This is a genomic window from Paraburkholderia sp. RAU6.4a (assembly GCF_050435625.1).
Taxonomy (GTDB): domain Bacteria; phylum Pseudomonadota; class Gammaproteobacteria; order Burkholderiales; family Burkholderiaceae; genus Paraburkholderia; species Paraburkholderia tuberum.
Genome location: NZ_JBNDKQ010000003.1, coordinates 2,143,810 through 2,162,449, shown reverse-complemented (window position 1 = coordinate 2,162,449; position 18,640 = coordinate 2,143,810). Strand labels below are relative to the sequence as shown.

General features: G+C 62.2%; 18 protein-coding genes and 1 pseudogene. 9 read left to right on the top strand and 10 right to left on the bottom strand.

The annotated features are described in order from the left end of the window. Positions 1–319: 319 nt before the first annotated feature. Positions 320–559, bottom strand: a complete 240-nt coding sequence (locus OKW40_RS34565; RefSeq protein ID WP_429493555.1) for a hypothetical protein — start codon at positions 557–559, stop codon at positions 320–322. Positions 560–1,098: 539 nt separating this feature from the next. On the opposite strand from OKW40_RS34565, the gene OKW40_RS34560 reads away from it, so the two are divergent. Both OKW40_RS34560 and OKW40_RS34555 read left to right on the top strand, forming a co-directional pair. Beyond that, entirely contained in the window at positions 1,099–1,725 is a 627-nt protein-coding gene (locus tag OKW40_RS34560; RefSeq protein WP_429493553.1) for a PAS domain-containing protein, read from the top strand. 287 nt (positions 1,726–2,012) lie between these two features. After that, a complete protein-coding gene (locus OKW40_RS34555; RefSeq protein ID WP_429493987.1) occupies positions 2,013–2,255 on the top strand; it encodes an ATP-binding protein in 243 nt (80 codons plus the stop codon). 139 nt (positions 2,256–2,394) lie between these two features. Here OKW40_RS34555 and OKW40_RS34550 read toward each other — a convergent pair whose 3' ends face one another. Then, the gene (locus tag OKW40_RS34550; RefSeq protein ID WP_429493551.1) at positions 2,395–2,781 is read right to left on the bottom strand and encodes a DUF3331 domain-containing protein; all 387 of its coding nucleotides are present in this window, start codon (positions 2,779–2,781) and stop codon (positions 2,395–2,397) included. Between the two features lie 562 nt (positions 2,782–3,343). Between OKW40_RS34550 and OKW40_RS34545 the strand changes: the two genes are divergently transcribed. Continuing rightward, on the top strand, positions 3,344–4,015 hold the full coding sequence (locus OKW40_RS34545; RefSeq protein WP_429493550.1) for a response regulator transcription factor: 672 nt from the start codon (positions 3,344–3,346) through the stop codon (positions 4,013–4,015). Here the strand turns inward: OKW40_RS34545 and OKW40_RS34540 are convergent. Then, positions 3,963–4,382, bottom strand: coding sequence for a response regulator (locus OKW40_RS34540; RefSeq protein ID WP_429493986.1), 420 nt, complete (start codon positions 4,380–4,382; stop codon positions 3,963–3,965). The two genes, OKW40_RS34545 and OKW40_RS34540, sit on opposite strands and share 53 nt — an antisense overlap. A 679-nt stretch (positions 4,383–5,061) precedes the next feature. Here OKW40_RS34540 and OKW40_RS34535 point away from each other — a divergent pair. The 6 genes and pseudogenes from OKW40_RS34535 (at position 5,062) to OKW40_RS34510 (ending at position 10,228) form a co-directional block, all read left to right on the top strand. Next, complete coding sequence (locus tag OKW40_RS34535; protein ID WP_429493549.1) at positions 5,062–5,577, top strand: hypothetical protein; 516 nt, start codon at positions 5,062–5,064, stop codon at positions 5,575–5,577. 199 nt (positions 5,578–5,776) lie between these two features. Continuing rightward, a complete protein-coding gene (locus tag OKW40_RS34530; protein ID WP_429493548.1) occupies positions 5,777–6,277 on the top strand; it encodes a cytochrome ubiquinol oxidase subunit I in 501 nt (166 codons plus the stop codon). Positions 6,278–6,291: 14 nt separating this feature from the next. After that, positions 6,292–7,281, top strand: a complete 990-nt coding sequence (gene cydB / locus OKW40_RS34525; protein ID WP_429493547.1) for a cytochrome d ubiquinol oxidase subunit II — start codon at positions 6,292–6,294, stop codon at positions 7,279–7,281. Between the two features lie 38 nt (positions 7,282–7,319). Then, entirely contained in the window at positions 7,320–8,063 is a 744-nt protein-coding gene (locus OKW40_RS34520) for a (Fe-S)-binding protein (protein ID WP_429493546.1), read from the top strand. Next, positions 8,060–9,434, top strand: a pseudogene (locus OKW40_RS34515) (lactate utilization protein B). The gene OKW40_RS34520 and the pseudogene OKW40_RS34515 overlap by 4 nt, the downstream one beginning before the upstream one ends. After that, complete coding sequence (locus OKW40_RS34510; protein WP_429493545.1) at positions 9,431–10,228, top strand: LutC/YkgG family protein; 798 nt, start codon at positions 9,431–9,433, stop codon at positions 10,226–10,228. Before OKW40_RS34515 ends, OKW40_RS34510 begins: the two are co-directional and overlap by 4 nt. A 74-nt stretch (positions 10,229–10,302) precedes the next feature. On the opposite strand, the gene OKW40_RS34505 is transcribed toward OKW40_RS34510, so the two are convergent. From OKW40_RS34505 to OKW40_RS34475, 7 genes are read right to left on the bottom strand one after another with little or no spacing between them, the layout of a single operon-like run. After that, complete coding sequence (locus OKW40_RS34505; protein ID WP_184072472.1) at positions 10,303–10,449, bottom strand: hypothetical protein; 147 nt, start codon at positions 10,447–10,449, stop codon at positions 10,303–10,305. A gap of 58 nt (positions 10,450–10,507) precedes the next feature. After that, positions 10,508–11,023 (bottom strand): type VI secretion system lipoprotein TssJ, encoded by a 516-nt coding sequence (tssJ, locus tag OKW40_RS34500; RefSeq protein ID WP_184060567.1) that lies wholly within the window; start codon positions 11,021–11,023, stop codon positions 10,508–10,510. Further along, positions 11,023–12,882 carry a type VI secretion system baseplate subunit TssF gene (tssF, locus tag OKW40_RS34495; RefSeq protein ID WP_429491704.1) on the bottom strand — a complete coding sequence of 620 codons (1,860 nt, stop codon included), beginning with the start codon at positions 12,880–12,882 and terminating at the stop codon, positions 11,023–11,025. Before tssF ends, tssJ begins: the two co-directional genes overlap by 1 nt. Next, complete coding sequence (locus OKW40_RS34490; RefSeq protein ID WP_429493544.1) at positions 12,879–16,439, bottom strand: ImcF-related family protein; 3,561 nt, start codon at positions 16,437–16,439, stop codon at positions 12,879–12,881. The genes tssF and OKW40_RS34490 overlap by 4 nt, the downstream gene beginning before the upstream one ends. Then, a complete protein-coding gene (locus tag OKW40_RS34485) occupies positions 16,405–17,721 on the bottom strand; it encodes a hypothetical protein (RefSeq protein WP_429493543.1) in 1,317 nt (438 codons plus the stop codon). The genes OKW40_RS34490 and OKW40_RS34485 overlap by 35 nt, the downstream gene beginning before the upstream one ends. After that, positions 17,721–17,981: a PAAR domain-containing protein gene (locus OKW40_RS34480; protein WP_429493542.1), complete on the bottom strand. Its 261-nt coding sequence runs from the start codon at positions 17,979–17,981 to the stop codon at positions 17,721–17,723. The genes OKW40_RS34485 and OKW40_RS34480 overlap by 1 nt, the downstream gene beginning before the upstream one ends. Positions 17,982–18,037: 56 nt before the next feature. Further along, positions 18,038–18,637 carry a hypothetical protein gene (locus OKW40_RS34475; RefSeq protein ID WP_429493541.1) on the bottom strand — a complete coding sequence of 200 codons (600 nt, stop codon included), beginning with the start codon at positions 18,635–18,637 and terminating at the stop codon, positions 18,038–18,040. Positions 18,638–18,640 lie beyond the last annotated feature (3 nt).

Sequence of the window (18,640 nt, the reverse complement as noted above, 5' to 3'; positions counted from 1 at the left end):
GTGTGCGCCGTGAAAAGGCGGCGCTTTCTAGCGGGTGCAAGCGCCGCCCGACAACCGCTCCCGCCGGAAGCAAACGGCGCAGCTATGGGGGCAACGAAGTCCTTCGCGACCATCACCCACAGCATGCGGGCATCTTGTTGGCAATGGCGATGAGCGTTTGTGATAGCCGTTGCGTTCATGGAGCTGCCTGATCCACCGTTGCAGGCTACAGGCTGATCGACTCACGGTGCGTATCGAAGAATGCGCTGAGCGCGGCGCGGCGTTCTGCGACGCAGGGGCCGTCGTACTGCCGCGACGCGACCTGCTGCATCGGCGCGAACTAGAACGTCGCGGGCTCGAAGCTGAGACGCGATGTGACCGTATCGAGCGATGCCGCGAACGCCGTTGCCACTTGGTCGTCGCCGAAGAATTCGAGCGCGTCCGGAAGCGCGACGCGCAACGGTTCACGTGACCACCCTCGCGGCGCAACGTACGCGGCGTATCCGTCGAGCGCGTCGAACGCGGCCATCGGCTTGAGCACCCGCCAGGCGTCGACCACGTCGTGTGCGAAGATCGACATGCAATCCAGACTCGGGCATGCAGGCACCACGCCGCGCTTGCTGCGAGCCCAACAAAGGCTAGAGTCCGCCGAGTTCGTTGAACCCAGCCGGCACGCGGCCTGAACCCGCTGTATCGGTGCCTTAGCCTGGTAGCTAACGACCTACCGCGGTGCACAGGTCACCAACAGGTGCAGCCATCGCGACGTGCACCATATCGCGGTCTTTTGGCCACTGTGGATGACCAGACTACTGCCGACGGATTAATCATGCGCCTCGTTACAAGCTGCCATTACCGGCATATGCGATGTTCTCCGCGCTGTCGGCGACCGTTGTCTTTGCGGCGCAAAGCGATCCGCGGAAACACGGAGCGAGCGACCGTGACCTATCCGGTCACATGCCGCGCGATCTGTACTGTCGCGACAAGACAGATTCATTCGTGCGCCCTCCTGAACCGTCGATTGAGCACTGAACCAACGCGGCTTTACGTCCGTCGGTGCTTCGCGCGTCCATCAGAGACCAGACGAAAATGAATGTCCTTCGTTTCCCTAACGGACGGGCGATGATCGCGATGTCGATACTGGCGTTGCTGATCTTCTTCGCCGATACCGTCACGGTTCTCGACATCGCCGTCGCCACGTTGTATGTGCTTGTTGTGCTGCTGTCGGCGAGATTCGGATCGACGCGCACGGTCACGCTGGTGGGCGCAGGGTGCATCGCGCTCGCGGTGATCAGTTGGGGGCTCACGCGCCCTGCCGGCCCCATCCTGGAGGGCATCGTAAATGAGGTGATCAGCAATCTCACGATCGCACTGGCGACCGTTCTCACTATCCGCAGCCTTCGCACAGAACAGCGGCACCGATATCAGGCCAGCCTGCTCGAACTGACGCGCGATGCTTTCTTTACGTGGGACATGAGCGGGAAGGTCCTCTACTGGAACCGTGGCGCCGAAGCACTGTACGGCTTCGACCGGGCAGCGGCCATAGGCAAGGTCGTGCACACATTGCTCAACACGCAATTCGTCGTACCGCTCCAGCAGACCGTTGACCGGCTTCATCAGCACGATAGCTGGGAAGGCCAGGTTCGCCAGGCGTCGCGCCGACGGCGCCCCGCGCATCGTGAGTTGCCGTCTCACTTTGCAGCGGGATGCGGCCGGGCGCGCTTCCATGGTCCTCGAGACCAACAATGACATCACCGAGCGCGTACGGCTCGAGGACGCGCTGGAGCAGGCGCGGTCCGACCTGGTTCGAATGAATCGGGTGCTCGTCCTGGGCGAGTTGACGGCGTCGATCGCAACGGCATTCAGTTACGGCGCGAACTCAAGCAAAGCTCGCTCTCGATCAGCGGCGACCGCGTTCAGGTGCAGCAGGTGCTGATCAACTTGGTCGTGAATGCCATCGAGGCAATGCATGGCGTCGTCGACAACCACCGCGTACTGACGGTTACACCGGAGTCGACGGGCACGGCTATGCCTTCATACAGGTTCGCGACACGGGCGTCGGAATAAACGAAGCAGACCTCCCACACCTGTTCGAGTCGCTTTATACGACGAAAGCGGAGGGCATGGGCATGGGCCTTGCAATCTGCAGGTCGATTGCGGAGGCCCACGGCGGACGCATCGACGCTGAGCAAAACCAGCCTTGCGGAGCGGTATTCCGGTTGACCCTGCCAGTCGAACGACATGAATCTTCTGGGGCTGCTCCCGCGCATATGGCTTGACCCCCACGCGGTCAAGGGTTTCCCCCAAACACTTCTACTGCCGAATCCATCGTACGCAAGCCGCGGACACGCTATCCACGCCGCTCGGCCAAAATTGCAGCAGGCAACGTTCGCTGCGGCAAAAAACGATGTGCGCGGTTCAGAGAGTCGCCGCGTCGTGCACCACGCAGGCCAGGATCATCGCTTCCGCATTGATGGGCGTTGGGCGTGAGGTCGGCTTGTAGACGGCGTCACCGGGATTGATCGCTTGCCCGCTCATCGCGCAGAAGCCCGGCATGCGGGCGCGCGCCATGCGCCAGGCCTGGTCGCCGAAACAGCCGCGCGTCGCATCGCGCCAGGCAATCGTGGCCGTCGACGACGTCGGACGGTCGATCAGCGTCACTGCGGCGGTAAAGCATCCATCGGCACAGTGCGCCTTCTGACGGCGCTGCTCGGCCCCTTCCACAGCGGCCAACAGGCGCGAAGGCGTCCCCAGCAGAGAGATGGTCTGCGCCCACGGATCCATCACGTTTGCGTTTGCCAGCATGTCGAAACTCCTTGCGAAAGCGATCGGGTTAGCATTGCTTCTGGACTTTGGGACGCGGCGAAGGGCAACGCGCCGTTCTCCTCCCGCGACGGGCATGCTGGCGACTTATCCACCATTCACAGTCCGCGTCTCGTCAGTCGGTAACAGCGGCTGGCCGCGGCCTTCGTGATGCCAAGCATGCATCGGCCAGGCGCGAAGGTTGTTCTGCATCGTCTGCTGCGCGCCATTGCGCGCGCCAGGTCGGGCCGTGCGGGCCGCGCCTGGCCGCGGGCATAGAGATATGGTCTGAAGCACTCTTGCAATGCGAACGACATATTTCTCTCCATATGTTGCAAGCCAGTCCGGTTTTTATGCTCAACCGCTCGTGCGACTCTTCCGACGTCGATTCCAGCATACGGATGCCCGCAGGCGGCTGCAAAGCTGCGTTTGGACATTCACCTCATACCTGGGGCTATGCCGTGTCATACTTCCTGGCGTCTCGTTGCCTGGATCGGCCGCGACGCGTCCCGATCGGGCAAGCGAAGAGTCTGAACCTTCGGGCGCGCTCTTCAAGGAATTTGTTATGGCTACCGATAGGCATGCGCCGCCGTCCACGAGCGGAATCCCCCGCTCCACAGTTTTCGTTGTGGACGACGAAGAGTCCATGCGTCTGGCGTTGCGTGACTTGCTGGAATCAGTGGGGTATTGCGTCGAGCCGTTCGGTTCCGTCCGCGAATTCCTGGATTTTCGCAAACCCGGCGGTCCTAGCTGTCTCATCCTCGATGTCAGGCTAAAAGGCGAGAGCGGGCTGGCCTTCCAGCAGGCGATGGCGCGCGAGGCATTACATATGCCGGTGCTTTTTATGACCGGTCACGGGGACATGGAAATGTCGGTGCGTGCAATGAAAGCCGGCGCGTTCCATTTTTTCCCGAAGCCTTTCCGCGACCAGGACATGCTCGACGCGATCTCCGAGGCAATATCGAAAGACGCGCAGCGCCTCGAAAAGGAACTCCGCCTGAATGTTCTACGCGAGGCCTATAAGTCGCTCACGCCGCGCGAGCGCGACATCCTGGCGCTAGTCGTCAGCGGAATGCTGAACAAGCAGATTGCCGTCCAGCTCAACGTAAGCGAAATCACCGTCAAGATCCATCGCGGTCAGTTGATGAAGAAGATGGGCGCGCACTCACTCGCGGACCTCGTGTTCAAGGCCGCCGCACTCGACATCGGCCCCCAGCAGGCACGTCCGCGCCCCTGAGCGCTATCTGGAGACCGTGACAGAAGAGTTCGACACAGCTCCGGCCTTGCGCGTCACCATTCAGATCCGGATTTTGGCGAGCTCGCGCTTCAAGGCTACCGCGTGCACCGGTTTGTCGAGGAGCGCGACAACCGGGCTCGCCTGCCCCCCCGCAAATGCAACCGTCGCTGGGGAACGCGCTCACAAAGATTGTCGGCGGCGCCGCGCCCAGCGCGACAAGACGATCGAGCAACTCCACGCCCGACATCCCGGGCATGCGGATGTCGGAAATCAGAACTCCGTTCTGGGTGCGCAGGTGAGAGGTGCGCGCCGCCAGGTAGTCGGTCGCCAGCGGAAAAACCTGCGTCGAATAGCCAATCGACTGCACAAGGCTTTCGATTGCGAGGCGCAACGATTCATCGTCGTCAATGATCCAGACCGTCCCAAAGACGGGAGTCGGCAGCTGCTGTCTGGATGGACTTCGTGAGGGCAAGCATCGACCTGGCCATCATACCGGCGTATGTTCCGCTATCCCTTCCGGAATGGATAGCCCGAAGCTCGGCACGACATTGCGGCTTATGGTGCGCGCCATCGCTCGAAACGCTGCCCATGTCCGTTCGAGGTTGTAGCCGCCCTATGCCGGGCGGGCCGCGTCGTCCTCAATCCCGAAACGCCACCGTTGCTGACCAACAAGCAGTCATGTCGTGGACATGCCATCGGGCCGTATGACGCCACCCCACGTCTGTAGCGACTGGGAAAGAACCCTGCACCTGCGGCACCTCTCCTCGAGTCCGCCGGTAGCTCGAGCGATACCGGCGTATAGCTGCGGCAAACAACGGTTGGCAGAGGTCGAAACATTCGGAGAATGGATTCGATACCAATCTTCGTCCTATCTTGGCAACCATAGGCGGTGCGGCTCGAACAGTGACTACTTCGAAGTTATGACAGGTCCCCCGTCCCGTCTGTCGGAAGCAATGCGTCGCAAGCTGTTCACGCGTCGACAGCAATTCGCAAATTGCTTTCGAACGCACATTCTCGTCTCAGCATGCCCGCGCGAAGGTTGAACCATGCTCAGCAAACATACAGGTCCTCGCTTTTTTCCGCAGGCGGAACCGCACGCGAGCGGCTGCAGCCAGCCGACCGGGCGCGCGGTCATCATTGCAGCGCTCGTCGTCTGCTGGTGGGCACTGATCGAGACAGCTCAGGACTTCGCAATGACAGACGGCGACACCGCGCTCGCCACGACGATAGGCACACGGTTGATCGTGACCGGGTCCGGGCTCGCGGTCGTACTCGAAGCACGAATCGCACGTCCCTTTTTCTGCCTTCTCTGCGCGATGAGCATACTGGCGGTCGCACCGACGATTGCCCTCCAGTTCAACGACTCGCTGCTCCAACCGGCCGTGTCTTTCATCGGCTGCGCAACAAAAGCGCTCTTTCTCATCTGCGCCTTTGTGTCCGCAGAGAGAAGCCATGGTCGCGGCCACCGCACCGGTAATCACGCGTGCCCACTATCCGTGCTGTCGCCGCGCATCCCAAGCGTAGACAACACTTTTCGCCAGACTTCATGCCAAGGTGACTGACATGGCCAACTCCTTACACCACTGGATCTACATCGGCTCAAACGCATATGACGAATATACGTTTGTCCCTTGGCTTAACCGCAACGTTTACCGGAGAACGGTCGACCTGTGTCGAGTCTGCATCCAGTAACCGCTTATCTGTTTCTCTCCGGCTGTCTGATCTCACTAGCTGCACATGGTTTGGAGATCGTCGTCCCGCATGTCAGGCCGCCTGTCTTTGCCATGTTGCGACGGAAACTGCTGTTCATCTGTTCAAGCAGTCCTCCACTCACCATGGATCGGTACCGCCGCGGCGCCAGGTCGCAGGCTGCAGAAGCAGCGATGGCTTCTTTGGCCGGTAGCCTGGAGTTTCCCGCTTGGCTTCATTGCGATCCTGGCAGGCTGGTTTACTGCTGAGGTTGGCCGGCAACCGTGGGCCGTATGGGGCGTTCTGCGTACCGCGAACGCATTGACGCCCGGCCTCTCCGCGCACTTCGCAGTTGCGACGCTGGCGCTTTATGTTGCGGTCTACGGGTTTATCTTCTGCTTCGGCATCTACTACATCCTTCGGATCGTGATGAGCGGTGTGACGACAGGTGAGGTGATTGGCTTCTGGAATGGAAACGCGATTTTTCAGATTATCAGTTCTGCGAAGCCGTTTCCCAGGCAGCGACAGTCGCCTACCGCAACGCTTGGCGACCGTGCCGATTCGCATTGGTAACTAGGGGAACAACCATGCTTGAATGGCTCTGGTTACTAGCATTCATCTTCGCGCTTGTCGCCTATGTCTCACTTGACGGCTTCGATCTCGGGGTCGGCGTATTGAGCGGGTTCGCAAAAAAATGGGCGTTGAGAGACCAGATGCTCGCGTCCATCGCGCCGGTATGGGACGGCAATTGGACGTGGCTCGTTATTGCCGGCACGACCCTGTTCGGCGCGTTTCCAGCCGTGTATTCCATCATGCTACCGGCGCTGCATGGTCCTCTGGTCGGCATGCTCACTGGCCTGATCATGCGCGGCGTGGCGATCGAGTTCAGTCACAAAGCAGAACGATCGCGATGGGTCTGGGATGTAATGCTGTTTGCGGGTTCGCTACTTGCGGCGTTCATGCAGGGCGTTTCTGTCGGAACGTACGCTCAGGGTATTCCTGTTATGAACCTGCGATACACAGGCAGTCGTTTGGAGTGGTGCGATGCGTTCCCGTTGTGGTGCGGTGTGGCGCTCAGCCTTGGATATGCCACGCTCGGCGCGGGTTGGCTCGTGCTCAAGGGTGACCGCACGTTGCAGGAGTTCGGCCGCGCTGCGGCGCGTCGGCTCATGCCGCTTGTTATCGTCGCGGCCGCTTCGGTGGTCGTGCTGACGCTTGTAATGCAAGGCGGTGTGCGCGCACGGTGGTTTGCACACCCGGTGCTTTTCTTCTTGCCAGTACTCGCATTGCTGGCTTTCTGTGCGGCGGGTCGGGCTGCGCGGCACGGCTCACCGAAGCTTCCTTATCTCTACACAGCAGCAAGCTTCGTACTGCTGCTTCTCGCTTTGGTGGGGTCCTACCTCCCCTACATCATTCCTTTTCAAGTCACGTTGTCTGATGCCGCTGCGCCGCCGGCGTCGCAGGCATTCATGTTCTGGGGCGCAGGGCTCTTCGTGCTACCGCTCATCGTGCTGTACACGTGTGTCGCGTATTCGGTGTTCCGGGGCGAGGTCTCGAAAGACCAGACCTATCACTGACGTGCCCGCTCCCCACTCAACTTGTTCAAGGGTTGACCATGAAAGTCGCACTTTTCATTCCCTGTTTCATTGACGCGTTCTTTCCTGATGTGGGCATTGCGACACTGCAATTGCTGGAACGCCTCGGCTGCGACGTCGACTATCCGCTGGATCAGACGTGCTGCGGGCAGCCGATCGGCAACAGCGGCTGCGAGAAGGAAGCCGTCGCCACCGAAAACCTCTTCGTGCGCAACTTCACCGGCTACGACTACATCGTCGCGCCCAGCGGCAGTTGCGTGCACCACGTGCGTGACCATTTGAGCGCGGCAGACCAGACGCCCGATGCGCTGGCAGTGCGGTCCAACACCTACGAACTGGTGGAGTTCCTGCACGACGTGCTGCAGGTACGAGAGTTCCCGTGGGCCGAATTTCCGCACAAGGTCGGCCTGCACAACAGTTGCGGCACGCTGCGCTCGCTGCGCACCGCGAAGATGTCAGAGATCGATGAGCCGTTTTTCTCGAAGCCATTGACCCTGCTCAGGGGTGTCAGGGGCATCGAGTTCATCCAGCCTGACCGTCCCGACGAGTGCTGCGGGTTCGGCGGCACGTTCTGCGTGTCGGAGGAGCCGGTGTCGGCGCGCATGGGCGCCGACAAGGTCCGCGATCACAAGCGCAATGGCGCCGAGTACATCGTGTCGGCCGATTCGTCGTGCCTCATGCACCAGAAAGGTTGCTCGGACCGTCTCGAGCTGGGCCTGAAGTTCATCCATATCGCGCAGATTCTCAATGGAGCACAAGCATGAAAGGTGTTGACCATGTCGGCTTTTCGGAGAAATTCATCGCTGACGAAAAGCACATCCAGTTCCACGACAAACGCCTGTGGGAGCTGCGCACCGGACGCGACGCAGAGGTGCATGGCATCGCCGAGTGGGAGGAGTTGCGCTCGCTCGCCTCGGGGATCAAGGAGCATACGCTCACGCACCTCGCGGACTATCTGGAGCAGTTCGAGCGTAATGCGACGGCCAACGGCGTGACTGTGCACTGGGCCAAAGATGCCGAAGAGCACAACCGCATCGTCTACGAGATCCTGAGTCAGCGTCACGCGAGGCTGCTCGTCAAGAGCAAGTCGATGCTGACCGAAGAGTGCGAGATGCGCCCGTACCTTGAGGAGCGCGGCATCACCGTCGTGGAAACGGATCTGGGTGAACAAATCCAGCAGTTCGATGACGAGCTTCCCTCGCATATCGTGGTCCCGGCCGTGCACAAGCTCGCCACAGACGTAGCGAAGATCTTCTCGGATAAGATTGGCACCGACCCGAACGAGAGCAACATTCCTAAGCTTGCCGAAGCGCAGCGAAAAGCCACGCGTCCGCTTATCCTCAACGCCGATGCGGGCATGACCGGCTGCAACTTCGCGGTTGCGGAAACGGGCGGCATTACCGTCTGTACCAACGAGGGCACCGCGGACCTGAGCGCGAACGTGCCGCCGCTGCATATAGCGTCGATCGGCATCGAGAAGCTGATTCCGAAGCTCGAACATCTCGGCGTCTTTATTCGCATGCTCTCGCGCAACGCCATCGGCTCGCCGATCACCCAGTACACGTCGCACTTTCGCGGTCCACGCAAGGATAGCGAAATGCATTTCGTGCTGGTCGACAACGGCCGTTCAGAACGGCTCGGCAATGGACGACTTCTGGTATTCGCTCAAGTGCATCCGCTGCGGAGCGTGCATGAACACCTGCCCTGTCTACCGGCGCAGCGGCGGCCTGAGCTATGGCGGTGTCTATTCGGGTCCGATCGGCGCGATCATCAATCCGACTTTCAACCTGAAGAAGTACAGCTCGTTGCCCTTTGCCTCGACGATGAACGGCAGCTGCACGAGCGTGTGCCCCGTCAGGATCAACATACACGAGCAGATCTACAAGTGGCGGCAGATCGTCGCCGAGCAGCACGAGCTTCCGTTCGTCAAGCAGGAGGCCATGAAGGTGGCCGGCCAGGTGCTGTCGCACCCGGCGCTCTACCGGGCGGCCGTCAAGACAGCCGGGACGGCCGTTTCCGTGCTGCCGCGCGCCGTGCTCTACAACCCGCTTAATGCGTGGGGCAGGCACCGTGAGGTGCCTGATGCGCCCAAGGAAACGTTTCGCGATTGGTATCTCAAGAGGAACAGCAAATGAGCAGCCGCAATATGATTTTGTCCCGTTTGCGCGAGGTCTCACCCGTGCCGCGCCGCTTGCCGGAGGTGCCGATGTTCGATAGCGCATTGCCACCGGAGGTAAAGAGCTTCCGCAAATCGCTCGACCGGCTTGGCGGCGTCTGGTGCCTACTGCCGGAGGACACCAGCCTCGAGCAATTTGTCCGCTCGCGTTTCCGCGATGCCACGGTGTTCTGTTCAGCGACGCCCGAGTTCACGGGCACGCGTGACATCGCGTTGGTTGACGATCCCCGTGCGCTCGATGACGTGGATGTCGGGATCGTGCGCCCGGCGTTTGCGGTCGCCGAGACAGGGTCCATCTGGCTGAGCGAAGCGCAATACAACGTCAATGCACTCGGCTACCTGTCGCAGCATCTGATCGCGTTGCTGGATCCCGCGGATATCGTGGGCAATCTGCATCAGGCGTATCACCGCAAGGAATTCTTCGAGGCCAACTACGCGGTGCTGATGAGCGGCCCGTCGGCGACCGCGGGACATCGAGGGCGTACTGGTTCGCGGTGCGCAGGGTATCCGGTCGCTGACGGTCATACCGGTCGCGAGGCCGGGTACCGCGCGCTAGGGCAGGAGACCTCCATGAACGGTTTAGCCGCCAGCCGCGACGCGATGATACGGTTCCTGAGCCACGGACGGCATCGCCTGCCCCTGTCCGAGGCCTTCAAGGCCGGCCTCATCTGTGCCGCGCCCGCTGGGGATTGCTCAGACGCGGGCGTAAAAGAACGCAGCGCCGGGGGAGAGGCGCTGCCGTTCCGGGCATGACAGGGCGACGAACCGCAGGCGATTGCGCGTTGCGACCCGTTGCGTTTCAGCTTCCAGCAATACCCTCAGGCGGGCTACTGCGATAGTCCGATCCGCTGCTGCTCCTGGGAGATGAAATCGGCGGCAATGCGGTTGTACGCGGCGGGCCGCACGTCATGGATATCGCCGGACTGAAGCAAGTCACCAACATAGACCTTGCCGTTGTATTCGACGTAGGTCACGCTATTACCACCCGGCGCGAGATAGCGGTAACGGCCACCATCCAGCTGTACAGAAGCCTCATCGATGCTCCGCGTCAATTTGCAGTGTGCGGTCCACTGCCAGCAGCCTCACTGGATCGGTCTTCTTCCACTGTGATTTCGGCACGAGCACGGACCATTCGGTGTTGGCCGTATCGAGGAAGAACGCCGCCACGCCTACGTAGTTCGCTGCGTCGCCGATCGGCTCCGAGATCTTCAGCGTCTGCCCCGGCCCCAGCGTCACGTCCCGGCTCCAGAGCGTCGCGGCCTTCAGCGCCTCGTTGCCCGCGAGCAGTTGCGCGTAGGTCGCTGTTACGAAAGGCTTGTCGTCCTTCAACTGGTAGATGCGCAGCACAACCGGAAGCGACGCGCCACGCACATCCTCGTTCAGTGCGCCGCGTGCCGTCACCACGAGGTTCATCTGTTTGACTTTCGTCTCGAACACCGCGCGTGTGACATCCACGGTGCCGTCCTTCACCGACTGCCAGGTCCCGCATGCCGAGACGGCCAGCGCGAGGCCCACGCCGAGCGCACCCCGCAAAATCCGGACACTCATCACAAAGGTGCTCCCTCGAAGTCGATGCGAGGATAGACGGTCTCCTTGCCACCGATGCTCAGTACCAGTTGCATGGAAACATGAAGGCTCGCGTAGCGTCCCAGAAAGTGATTGAGCACTTCGCCGAATAGCGCAGCATCGCCCGGCCCGTCGAACGCGGTCGGATCGAGTTCGACATATGCGCACGCAATACGTTGTACGTATGCCCGCTCCACCTTCTGCTTCTCGGAGAAACGTACGTCCCTGATCGCGTCGATACGACGCGAGACCCCGTCGTCTGGCGTCCAGTCGTAGAGTTCCAGCGTCTCACGCAGCGCCGGTGCGCCCTCCATATGGACCCGGTTCAGTTCGTTCGCGCCACCCGCCGTAAAGTGCCCCAATACGCGCCAGTCGTAGCCCGGGTAATAGCGCGGCGGATAGAGCGGCATGGACGGTGCCGTGAGGTTGCGCACCGATGCAATCCCGGTGAAGTCCGATACGGTTTCAGTGATCGTCGCCTCGGCCAGCGCCATGCGCGGGAGACGCCCGTTATTGGCGAGCGCGCGTACCGTCAGGTAGCGGTCCGGATCGGGACGGTCCTCGTCGTTCTCTGCGTGCCGGTACGTTCCGGCCCATAGCTGCCCCGCCAGCGTGACCCAGAGTTCCCGCCCAAGCGGACCGAAACGCGTCGACGTATGGAAGTAGCGCTCAGGCTTTTCGTGACGCAACGCCCAGCCACGATGCCGGAAACTCGTAAACGCCCGGTAGTCGTGCCGTGCGCTGTCCTCCGGCTCGGCGGCGATCACCGCGAGTACATCGTACGGCTCGACATGAGAGGCGATGCCAGGCTGTACGCGGATGCAGTGCTCCCTGTCGTGCCAGCCGACAGGTTCCAACGGCAACGCATCGACCTCAAACAGGTTGATGACAGGCGTGCAGAACAGGCGGAAATTCTCGCGGCTGACGGGATAGTCGCCAGGCATCCGGGCATCGAGTTCAATCTCGAAGGTCATCTGCGCTTCACCCGCCGGCAGCGCCGCAGCATCGAACCCGCACAGGTCGACGAAGTGAAACTTTTGCGGGAACACAAAATACTCCAGCATCGTCTGCTCGCGGTCCAGTTGCCCGTCGCGCTTCGCGTCTGTGACTGGCCATAGCCGCGTCGACGGGCCGAAGCCTGCCGCCTCGACATGCACCCCGTCCAGCGGCTGCAAGGCGCCGTCCCGTACTGACGGCAGACGCAGCCCGATTGACGCAACCTGCCGCGTCAGCGCCGCGTATAGCGTAGCCGCAGCGGGCCGGTCGCCATGCAGGTACAGGCGGATACGCGACAGGTCCATGCGCTCGCGCTGCTCCCCGAGCCAGAGACCAAACGTCAGGCGGATCACCGTACGCCCGTCGGCACGTACGGCGACGACCGCATCCTCTACCGAGAGCGGTAACAGCTCGACGGGCTGCGTCGTCCGGTATACGCACTGAACCTTATCGGGACCGACGGGCGTTGAGCGTACGACGGCTCCGGCGGGAATCGGCACCGCAGTTGCGCCCGTTCGGTTCAGCGGCGAGCATTCGATGATCGACAGCGACGGGATCGCCCGCGCCATATGCTCGTAAAGGTTGTCGAGCATCCCTTCGGTCACTTCCGGCATGCCGTCGTCGAGCTTCATGCGTAGCCGCGCCGAGAGAAATGCAAAGGCTTCGTTCACCGCGCGCACAGCCCCCTCAGGTTCGCCGTAGAGCATCCCCATGCGACGCGCGGCGTCAGGCTGCGCCTGCGCAAACTCGCGGCCTGCCTCGCGCAGGTAGCGCATCTCTTCGTCGTAGTACCTGAGGAACGGATTCTCGTGCTCAGTCGGGTTTTTCTTCCAGGGTGCGGTCATGGTTGCAATTCCGGTGGCAGGGGAGGAAGCATCGCTGCGGCACCAGCCTTGCCGACAACAAAAATCCTTTCGGGCATCTGGAAGCCGCGCAGCTTCAGCAGTTCGAGCGGACCGGCTCCAACCTGGGTGCGCAGCACGTAGCGCAACGGGTCGCCATTTGCGTCGTTCCACGTGAGCTGGTAGCGGGTACTGTCGAGCTGCTTCACATCGGCTTTTGCGAGCAGGCGCAGGAATGCCCAGTCGCCCGTCGAATCGAACGCCTGCCTCAGGCCCGCGTTGAGTGTCTGCCACGTCAGACCCGCGTGCCCGTTCAGGCCGTCGCCGGGCCAGGCGAGCGGCGTCCAGCTTTCCTGCTGGTTAAAGTAGGCGATCTGCTTGCCGTCCACCGACAGTTCCGAGCGCGTCACGTCCGGCGTCGGCAAGGCCATCATCTCGAAGCGCTCGTTGGCATCGCCCTTTATGTAGAGTTGCGCGCCGACCGTCGAGAGCTGGCGCAGGCCGGCAAGGAACTTCGGATCGAACTGGAGTGCCTGTGGTGCCAGTTCGTTCGGTGTCCAGTGATCGCCTTCGAGCTTGAGTACGCCCGCGAGTTGCGTCGAGATGAAACGGGCGACCAGGCCGGTGTCGGGACGGACGAAGCGGCCGAGTTCGGCGAAAGACGCATCAGCCTGCGTGTCGAAAAACGGATAGCGTCCGCTCATCGTGGCATTGAACGGTGCGGCGACGCTCGCGCGCCACGCCTCGTTCAGGCTGGCCGCCGCCGGTTGCAGGATCGTCTGCCACGCGGCTTCGAGCGGCTGTGCGAACACCGCATTGCCGAAGCCTGCCCATGCGGAGCCGAGACTTGCTGCGGTCAGCGCCGCATCGTCACGCGCCTGAGACAGCTCCGAGAGCTTGCCCTGGAAGACCGCCTGCGCGAGCGAGCGCGCCATCGCCTGCGCGTCGGGACTGCCTGCGATCTGCTGAAGCTTCAGTCGCATCGTGGTGACCGCCGTCAGATAGCGCGACAGGCTGACGCCACTCAGCGCGACGTTCGTCGATGCACCGGCCTTGCCGTTTCCGCTGTTCGTCGCTGCAACGCCGCTCTCTCCCATCAATGCAAGCAGCGGGCCGAATGATTTGTCCAGCGGACTGACGGCCGGTGCGTTCGCGTCGTCGCTGCCAATCAGACTTTGCGCCTTGCGCACCAGCGTGTCGGTCAGCGCCTGTGAGGGTCGTCCCGCCTGCGCCTGATACTGCACCGACTTCATCAGCGCGATCAGCGGCGACGTTTGCGCGTCGGCGAGGCGGGTGAGCTGGTCGATCGCGCCGTTCAGATTGGATGCCGGCTGCCACTGGAGGCTGTTGAGCATGGTCTGCCAGGCCGCGGTGTATTCCGCGAAGTAGCGCGCGGTGAGGCGCTGCTTCAGTTGCTCCGCCGCGCGCTTTTCGTCGATCGCGGCGCCGGTGCGGACCGCCCCCTGTGCGAGGGTGTTACCGATGGTCTGTGACGGTTGCGCGCCCGTTAGTACCCAGTCGCCGCTGACGCGCCGCTCGCGCGCGGTCCGGTCGATCGCCTCCGCGATCATGCCGTCCCACGCCGCGCGCGTGTAGATGCCTGGCACCGTCTGGGACGTATTGAATAGCCCCTGCGCGTCCGCACCGTTAAGCAGCGTCTGGAGCGACGCATCCGCGTATTTGCCGCTGACCTCGTCGAGGATGCTCTGGTACACCGTGTCGTCGGCCGATGCGAGACCCATCTGAGTCACCAGCATGTTGCGGGTCGTGCTCACGAGGCTCTGGTCGGGTGTGATGCGCCATTCGGGGTGGGCCTTCAGGTGGTCGGCGTAAAACGCGGCGAGCCGGCGGCCGGTATCGTCGCGCTCGCCTTCCGGCATATCGACCGGGCGGCGCCACAACGCGACAAGCGAGCGGCGCAGAAATGCGGCGTCGGCGCGGGCGGGGTCGGCGAGCATCAGGTAGGTCTTCAGCGCGTTGTAGGTGCTGCCGCGCGCATCCTGCGACTGCAGCGCGTCGGCCCGCGCTTCGCCCGCAGCCTTCAGCAGGTCGGTGATGGTTTGCACGACCGGCGCCTGCAGATTGCGGGTCGCCGCGATACGGTATGGCGGCCACATCGCAGCGAGAAGGGCGTCGTTCGAAGAAACGCCCGCGCGTAGATACCAGGGCGCGCCATGCTGCCGACGGTACTCAAGCTTTTCCATCAGCTGCTGGAGCGCGAGCTGGGCGCGCCAGGCCTCGGCGGTTTGCGGTTTTGCATCGACAGCGGCCTGCGCTGTCTGACTGGCCTCACGCATCAACTGCCGGTTGCCGACGAAGGACACCGTCATCCATACGCACCACAGGATCGCCGCAGCCGTGACGAGCGTGGCGAGCGCGTTGGGCCAGTAGAAGCCGACGCGCCGGCCCCGGTAGTTGGGCACCCCCGCCGCGATCTCGCGCCACACCGGCAGCAACGCGGCGGGCTGCACGCGCAGGACGGTTACTGCCGGTGGCGCGTCGGCGGGCTCGCCGGGCGTCCCGTCGCCGTTGGTAACCGGTACCGGTACGACGGTGGGCCCCGGAAAAACCGGCGCGAACATGACGCCCGCAAGCGGCGCGCGCAGCCAGTTCGATGCAGCCAGTCCCCGAAGGCCATCGACGATGCGCTCGCCATGGTCGCCGACGTACTTCGCGATCTCCATCAACCAGGTCATCCGAAGGTTGTTGCGGGTGCAAAGGTGTACGCCCGCGTCCGCAGACCGCTGCTCGAGCTCGTTCAGCAGATCCGGCAACCTGGCGGCGCCTTCCTGTGCCTGTCTGCGCGAATCGTTCGGCATGAAGGTGCCGACCGCGTCGAAGCGTTCGGACGGGCTACCCTGAGCCTCGACCGGGTGCAGGAACGTAACAGGCGCGGCCCAGCCAAGCGCGGTAGCGATGCCCGAGAGTTTGCGGGGCAGTTCGGTATCCCGAACGTCCGCGCGGGCGACATGCACGACGCCATCGACCGGGTAGCGGCGGCGCAACTGCCGGATCTGGCCGAGCCACTTCGCCGCCTCGATGCCGTCCGGCGACGCATGCACGAGAATGGTTTCGGCCACGTGCATGACGCCCGCCTGCCTGAGACCGGGCGCGACCTGATCAATGCGTTCGTCCGTACCGTTCACCAGTAGCCAGCGCTGGCGGTGCCGCCAGAACCAGCCCTGCGAGACGCGCAGTTCCTCGTACACGCGCTGCAGCCGCGCATCGCGCCTGAGCGGCTTGGCTGCCTTCGTGTGATCGCCGGTTTCCCGGTGAAAGAGGCGTCCCGCGAAGGCGTAAGCGCCGGTTGCGAACAGGACGAGATGGGTCACGACGACGATGGCGAAGGTGACGAGGATGGCAATGATCGCCTTCAGCTTCGGCTCGCCGGACGCGACGCCCACCATGTCGCCGCGCACCGAGACGATGCCGATCGCAAGCAGGGCGACGACCAGGGCCGCGACGGGTAGCCCCCAGATCGCCAGACGGCCCGGGGGTGCCGGTTCCTCCGTTGTGGTTGCTGACTCAAGCGGTTGCAGGGAAAGCCTGGGGTCTGTCATCGGTAATCCGGTTGTTATCGGTTGTTGCGGGCGTGACGCGCAGGACTGCGGACTGCAGGCCGTCAATGATGAGTTGCGGGCCATCGGCAGTCCAGGCCTCGACGGCTGCGGCAACGGACAGCCAGCCGTTCGCGTCGCCCATGTCGCCCACCATGCGGTCGGGCCGATGCTGCGCGTCGTCCTTCGCAATCGCATCCATATGGGCAGCACTGAGCGCCTTGTCGCCGCCGTCGGCGGGCCGGGTGATCCAGGCACGCACGAGCGAGGTGTAAGCAGCGTTGCCCCATACGGCCGCATTGGCGAAGCCGTATTTGGCTTCGCCCGGAAGACCCTGAACGGGCCGGTGCAGCAATGCGGCCACCCTGACCTCCTCGGGCAGATGGAAGTAGCCCGGTGCGAGCAGCACGGCGACACATCCCTCCGTGCTGCCTTCGGGTGGCCCGTCCTCATGCCACGCCGTTGCCACGACGAGTAGCGGGCGGCGCTCCTTGGCATCGAGCCATGCGTCGGCGACCATCAACCCGTCCGTCGCCGGTGCCGCCTGGACCACCAGCGGCGGCAGGCCCGCGATGCGCAGGGCATCGATGACCCGCGCGACATCCGCCTTCTCCTTGCCCGGCGCGGCCAGCACGCGGACCTGCGGCCACCAGACCCGCTCATAGCACGTGAGCGCTCGCAGGCTCGTCGCCAGAGACTCAAGCGACTTGGCCATCTTGAGCGCGAGCAGCGAAACCTGTTTCGCTGGACCGAGAGCAGCGATCGCTTGGTCGTCAGTAAGGCGATCGGCGACAACCGGTTCGTCGACCAGCCAGTCGGCCTCCTCGAAGCGGGCATGTTCGATGGGCTTCGAGCCGGCGCGCGGCACCTGCGAGGCGGGCAGACGTTGTTTGGCGGCTATCACGCCGGCCAGCGTCCGTTCGGGTTCTCCTCCAAGCGGCAGGCAATAGCCAACGCCGAGCACTTGGAGTGGCTTCTGCGCGATGCGCAGCCGATCAGCCAGCCACCGGCTACGATGATGGTTGCGCCAGCGCGCGCGGTACCAGAGCGCCTCGAAGCCAGCGCGCTCAATGGCAAACAGGAACACGAACGCACCGTTAGGAAAGCCAACGAAACAGAGCCAGAACCATGCGCCGCGCGCCGCTTCTCCCTTCGGCCAAAGCAGCATCGCAATGGCAACGCCGAATACATTGCAGGCGAGCCAGATGCAGAACCACCACGGCCAGAACCTGGGGCGGCGCGGATAGGCGCTCCGGCGTCCGGCTGGAGAAAGATCGACCGGCATTACGCGATGTTGAAGTTCATCAGCGACGAGACCAGCCTGCAGCCGCACGCACAGCGATAGTGGTGGAAAGCGACGGCCTTGCCATCTCGGTCGGGAAACTTGGCGTAGCCCTCGTCAACCGTGGTTGGCCCGTGCTGCTCGCAGATCGCCTCGTCGCCCTTCCGGGCAAGCGGGCGGCCCATGACCTCGAACCACGGTGAGCCGCCTGTGACTTCGCCTCCGTGTTCGAGTTTGTCGCCTTTGCGGATGGGAGATTTCATTTAAAACTATTCCGGTTCCTACTTATATAGAAGGGCACAATCCAGTCGAAAATCGATCAAAAAAAACGAAATGAGGAAAAAAGATCTCTAAAAATCATCACTTTCTCTTGATCCTTTTTTGTTAGCCGGCTTCCGGAATACAAGAAAAAAGCAACTGAATGAACGCTGTTACCCGCAACAAAAACCGTTTCCTCCAATTGATGCAAATTGACCATTTTTTGTGTCGGCTTTACTGCTGAATATTTGGATATATATAAATCTCCGCCTGGCAATGGGATATGCTCTTTAGTTTCCAACTTGAATAGACCATGTTGTTTCGCTCCATCGTCTGACTCGATTTGCGCGATATTTTCCAATAACGGAATGCTCTTTACAGTTAGAGCAAAATCAGTCATTGCGCGCCAATCCTCTGGCACGGCAGAAACGTGTCCCTCCGGTTTAATCCGCATATCCGCCGAATATTTAAATGCCAAATAACATTCATCCTTCCCGATGGTTGTGGCGTCTTCTACCTCTACATATTCAAGATTGGTTGGAACAAGAAATGACAAATGGCAATCATTTCTCGTCACTCCCTCAGATTCTTTGGCATTCGCCGAGCCCGCCCATGCCATGCAGCTCAAAATACTCAAGACCAGCAAAACGATCCGTTTCATAAT

Bases quoted from the DNA above. Each gene is read 5' to 3' on its own strand.
- OKW40_RS34565 (WP_429493555.1), bottom strand. From the start codon at position 559: ATGTCGATCTTCGCACACGACGTGGTCGACGCCTGGCGGGTGCTCAAG.
- OKW40_RS34560 (WP_429493553.1), top strand. From the start codon at position 1,099: ATGATCGCGATGTCGATACTGGCGTTGCTGATCTTCTTCGCCGATACC.
- OKW40_RS34550 (WP_429493551.1), bottom strand. From the start codon at position 2,781: ATGCTGGCAAACGCAAACGTGATGGATCCGTGGGCGCAGACCATCTCT.
- OKW40_RS34545 (WP_429493550.1), top strand. From the start codon at position 3,344: ATGGCTACCGATAGGCATGCGCCGCCGTCCACGAGCGGAATCCCCCGC.
- OKW40_RS34535 (WP_429493549.1), top strand. From the start codon at position 5,062: ATGCTCAGCAAACATACAGGTCCTCGCTTTTTTCCGCAGGCGGAACCG.
- OKW40_RS34530 (WP_429493548.1), top strand. From the start codon at position 5,777: ATGTCAGGCCGCCTGTCTTTGCCATGTTGCGACGGAAACTGCTGTTCA.
- cydB (WP_429493547.1), top strand. From the start codon at position 6,292: ATGCTTGAATGGCTCTGGTTACTAGCATTCATCTTCGCGCTTGTCGCC.
- OKW40_RS34520 (WP_429493546.1), top strand. From the start codon at position 7,320: ATGAAAGTCGCACTTTTCATTCCCTGTTTCATTGACGCGTTCTTTCCT.
- OKW40_RS34510 (WP_429493545.1), top strand. From the start codon at position 9,431: ATGAGCAGCCGCAATATGATTTTGTCCCGTTTGCGCGAGGTCTCACCC.
- tssJ (WP_184060567.1), bottom strand. From the start codon at position 11,023: ATGAGTGTCCGGATTTTGCGGGGTGCGCTCGGCGTGGGCCTCGCGCTG.
- tssF (WP_429491704.1), bottom strand. From the start codon at position 12,882: ATGACCGCACCCTGGAAGAAAAACCCGACTGAGCACGAGAATCCGTTC.
- OKW40_RS34490 (WP_429493544.1), bottom strand. From the start codon at position 16,439: ATGACAGACCCCAGGCTTTCCCTGCAACCGCTTGAGTCAGCAACCACA.
- OKW40_RS34485 (WP_429493543.1), bottom strand. From the start codon at position 17,721: ATGCCGGTCGATCTTTCTCCAGCCGGACGCCGGAGCGCCTATCCGCGC.
- OKW40_RS34480 (WP_429493542.1), bottom strand. From the start codon at position 17,981: ATGAAATCTCCCATCCGCAAAGGCGACAAACTCGAACACGGAGGCGAA.
- OKW40_RS34475 (WP_429493541.1), bottom strand. From the start codon at position 18,637: ATGAAACGGATCGTTTTGCTGGTCTTGAGTATTTTGAGCTGCATGGCA.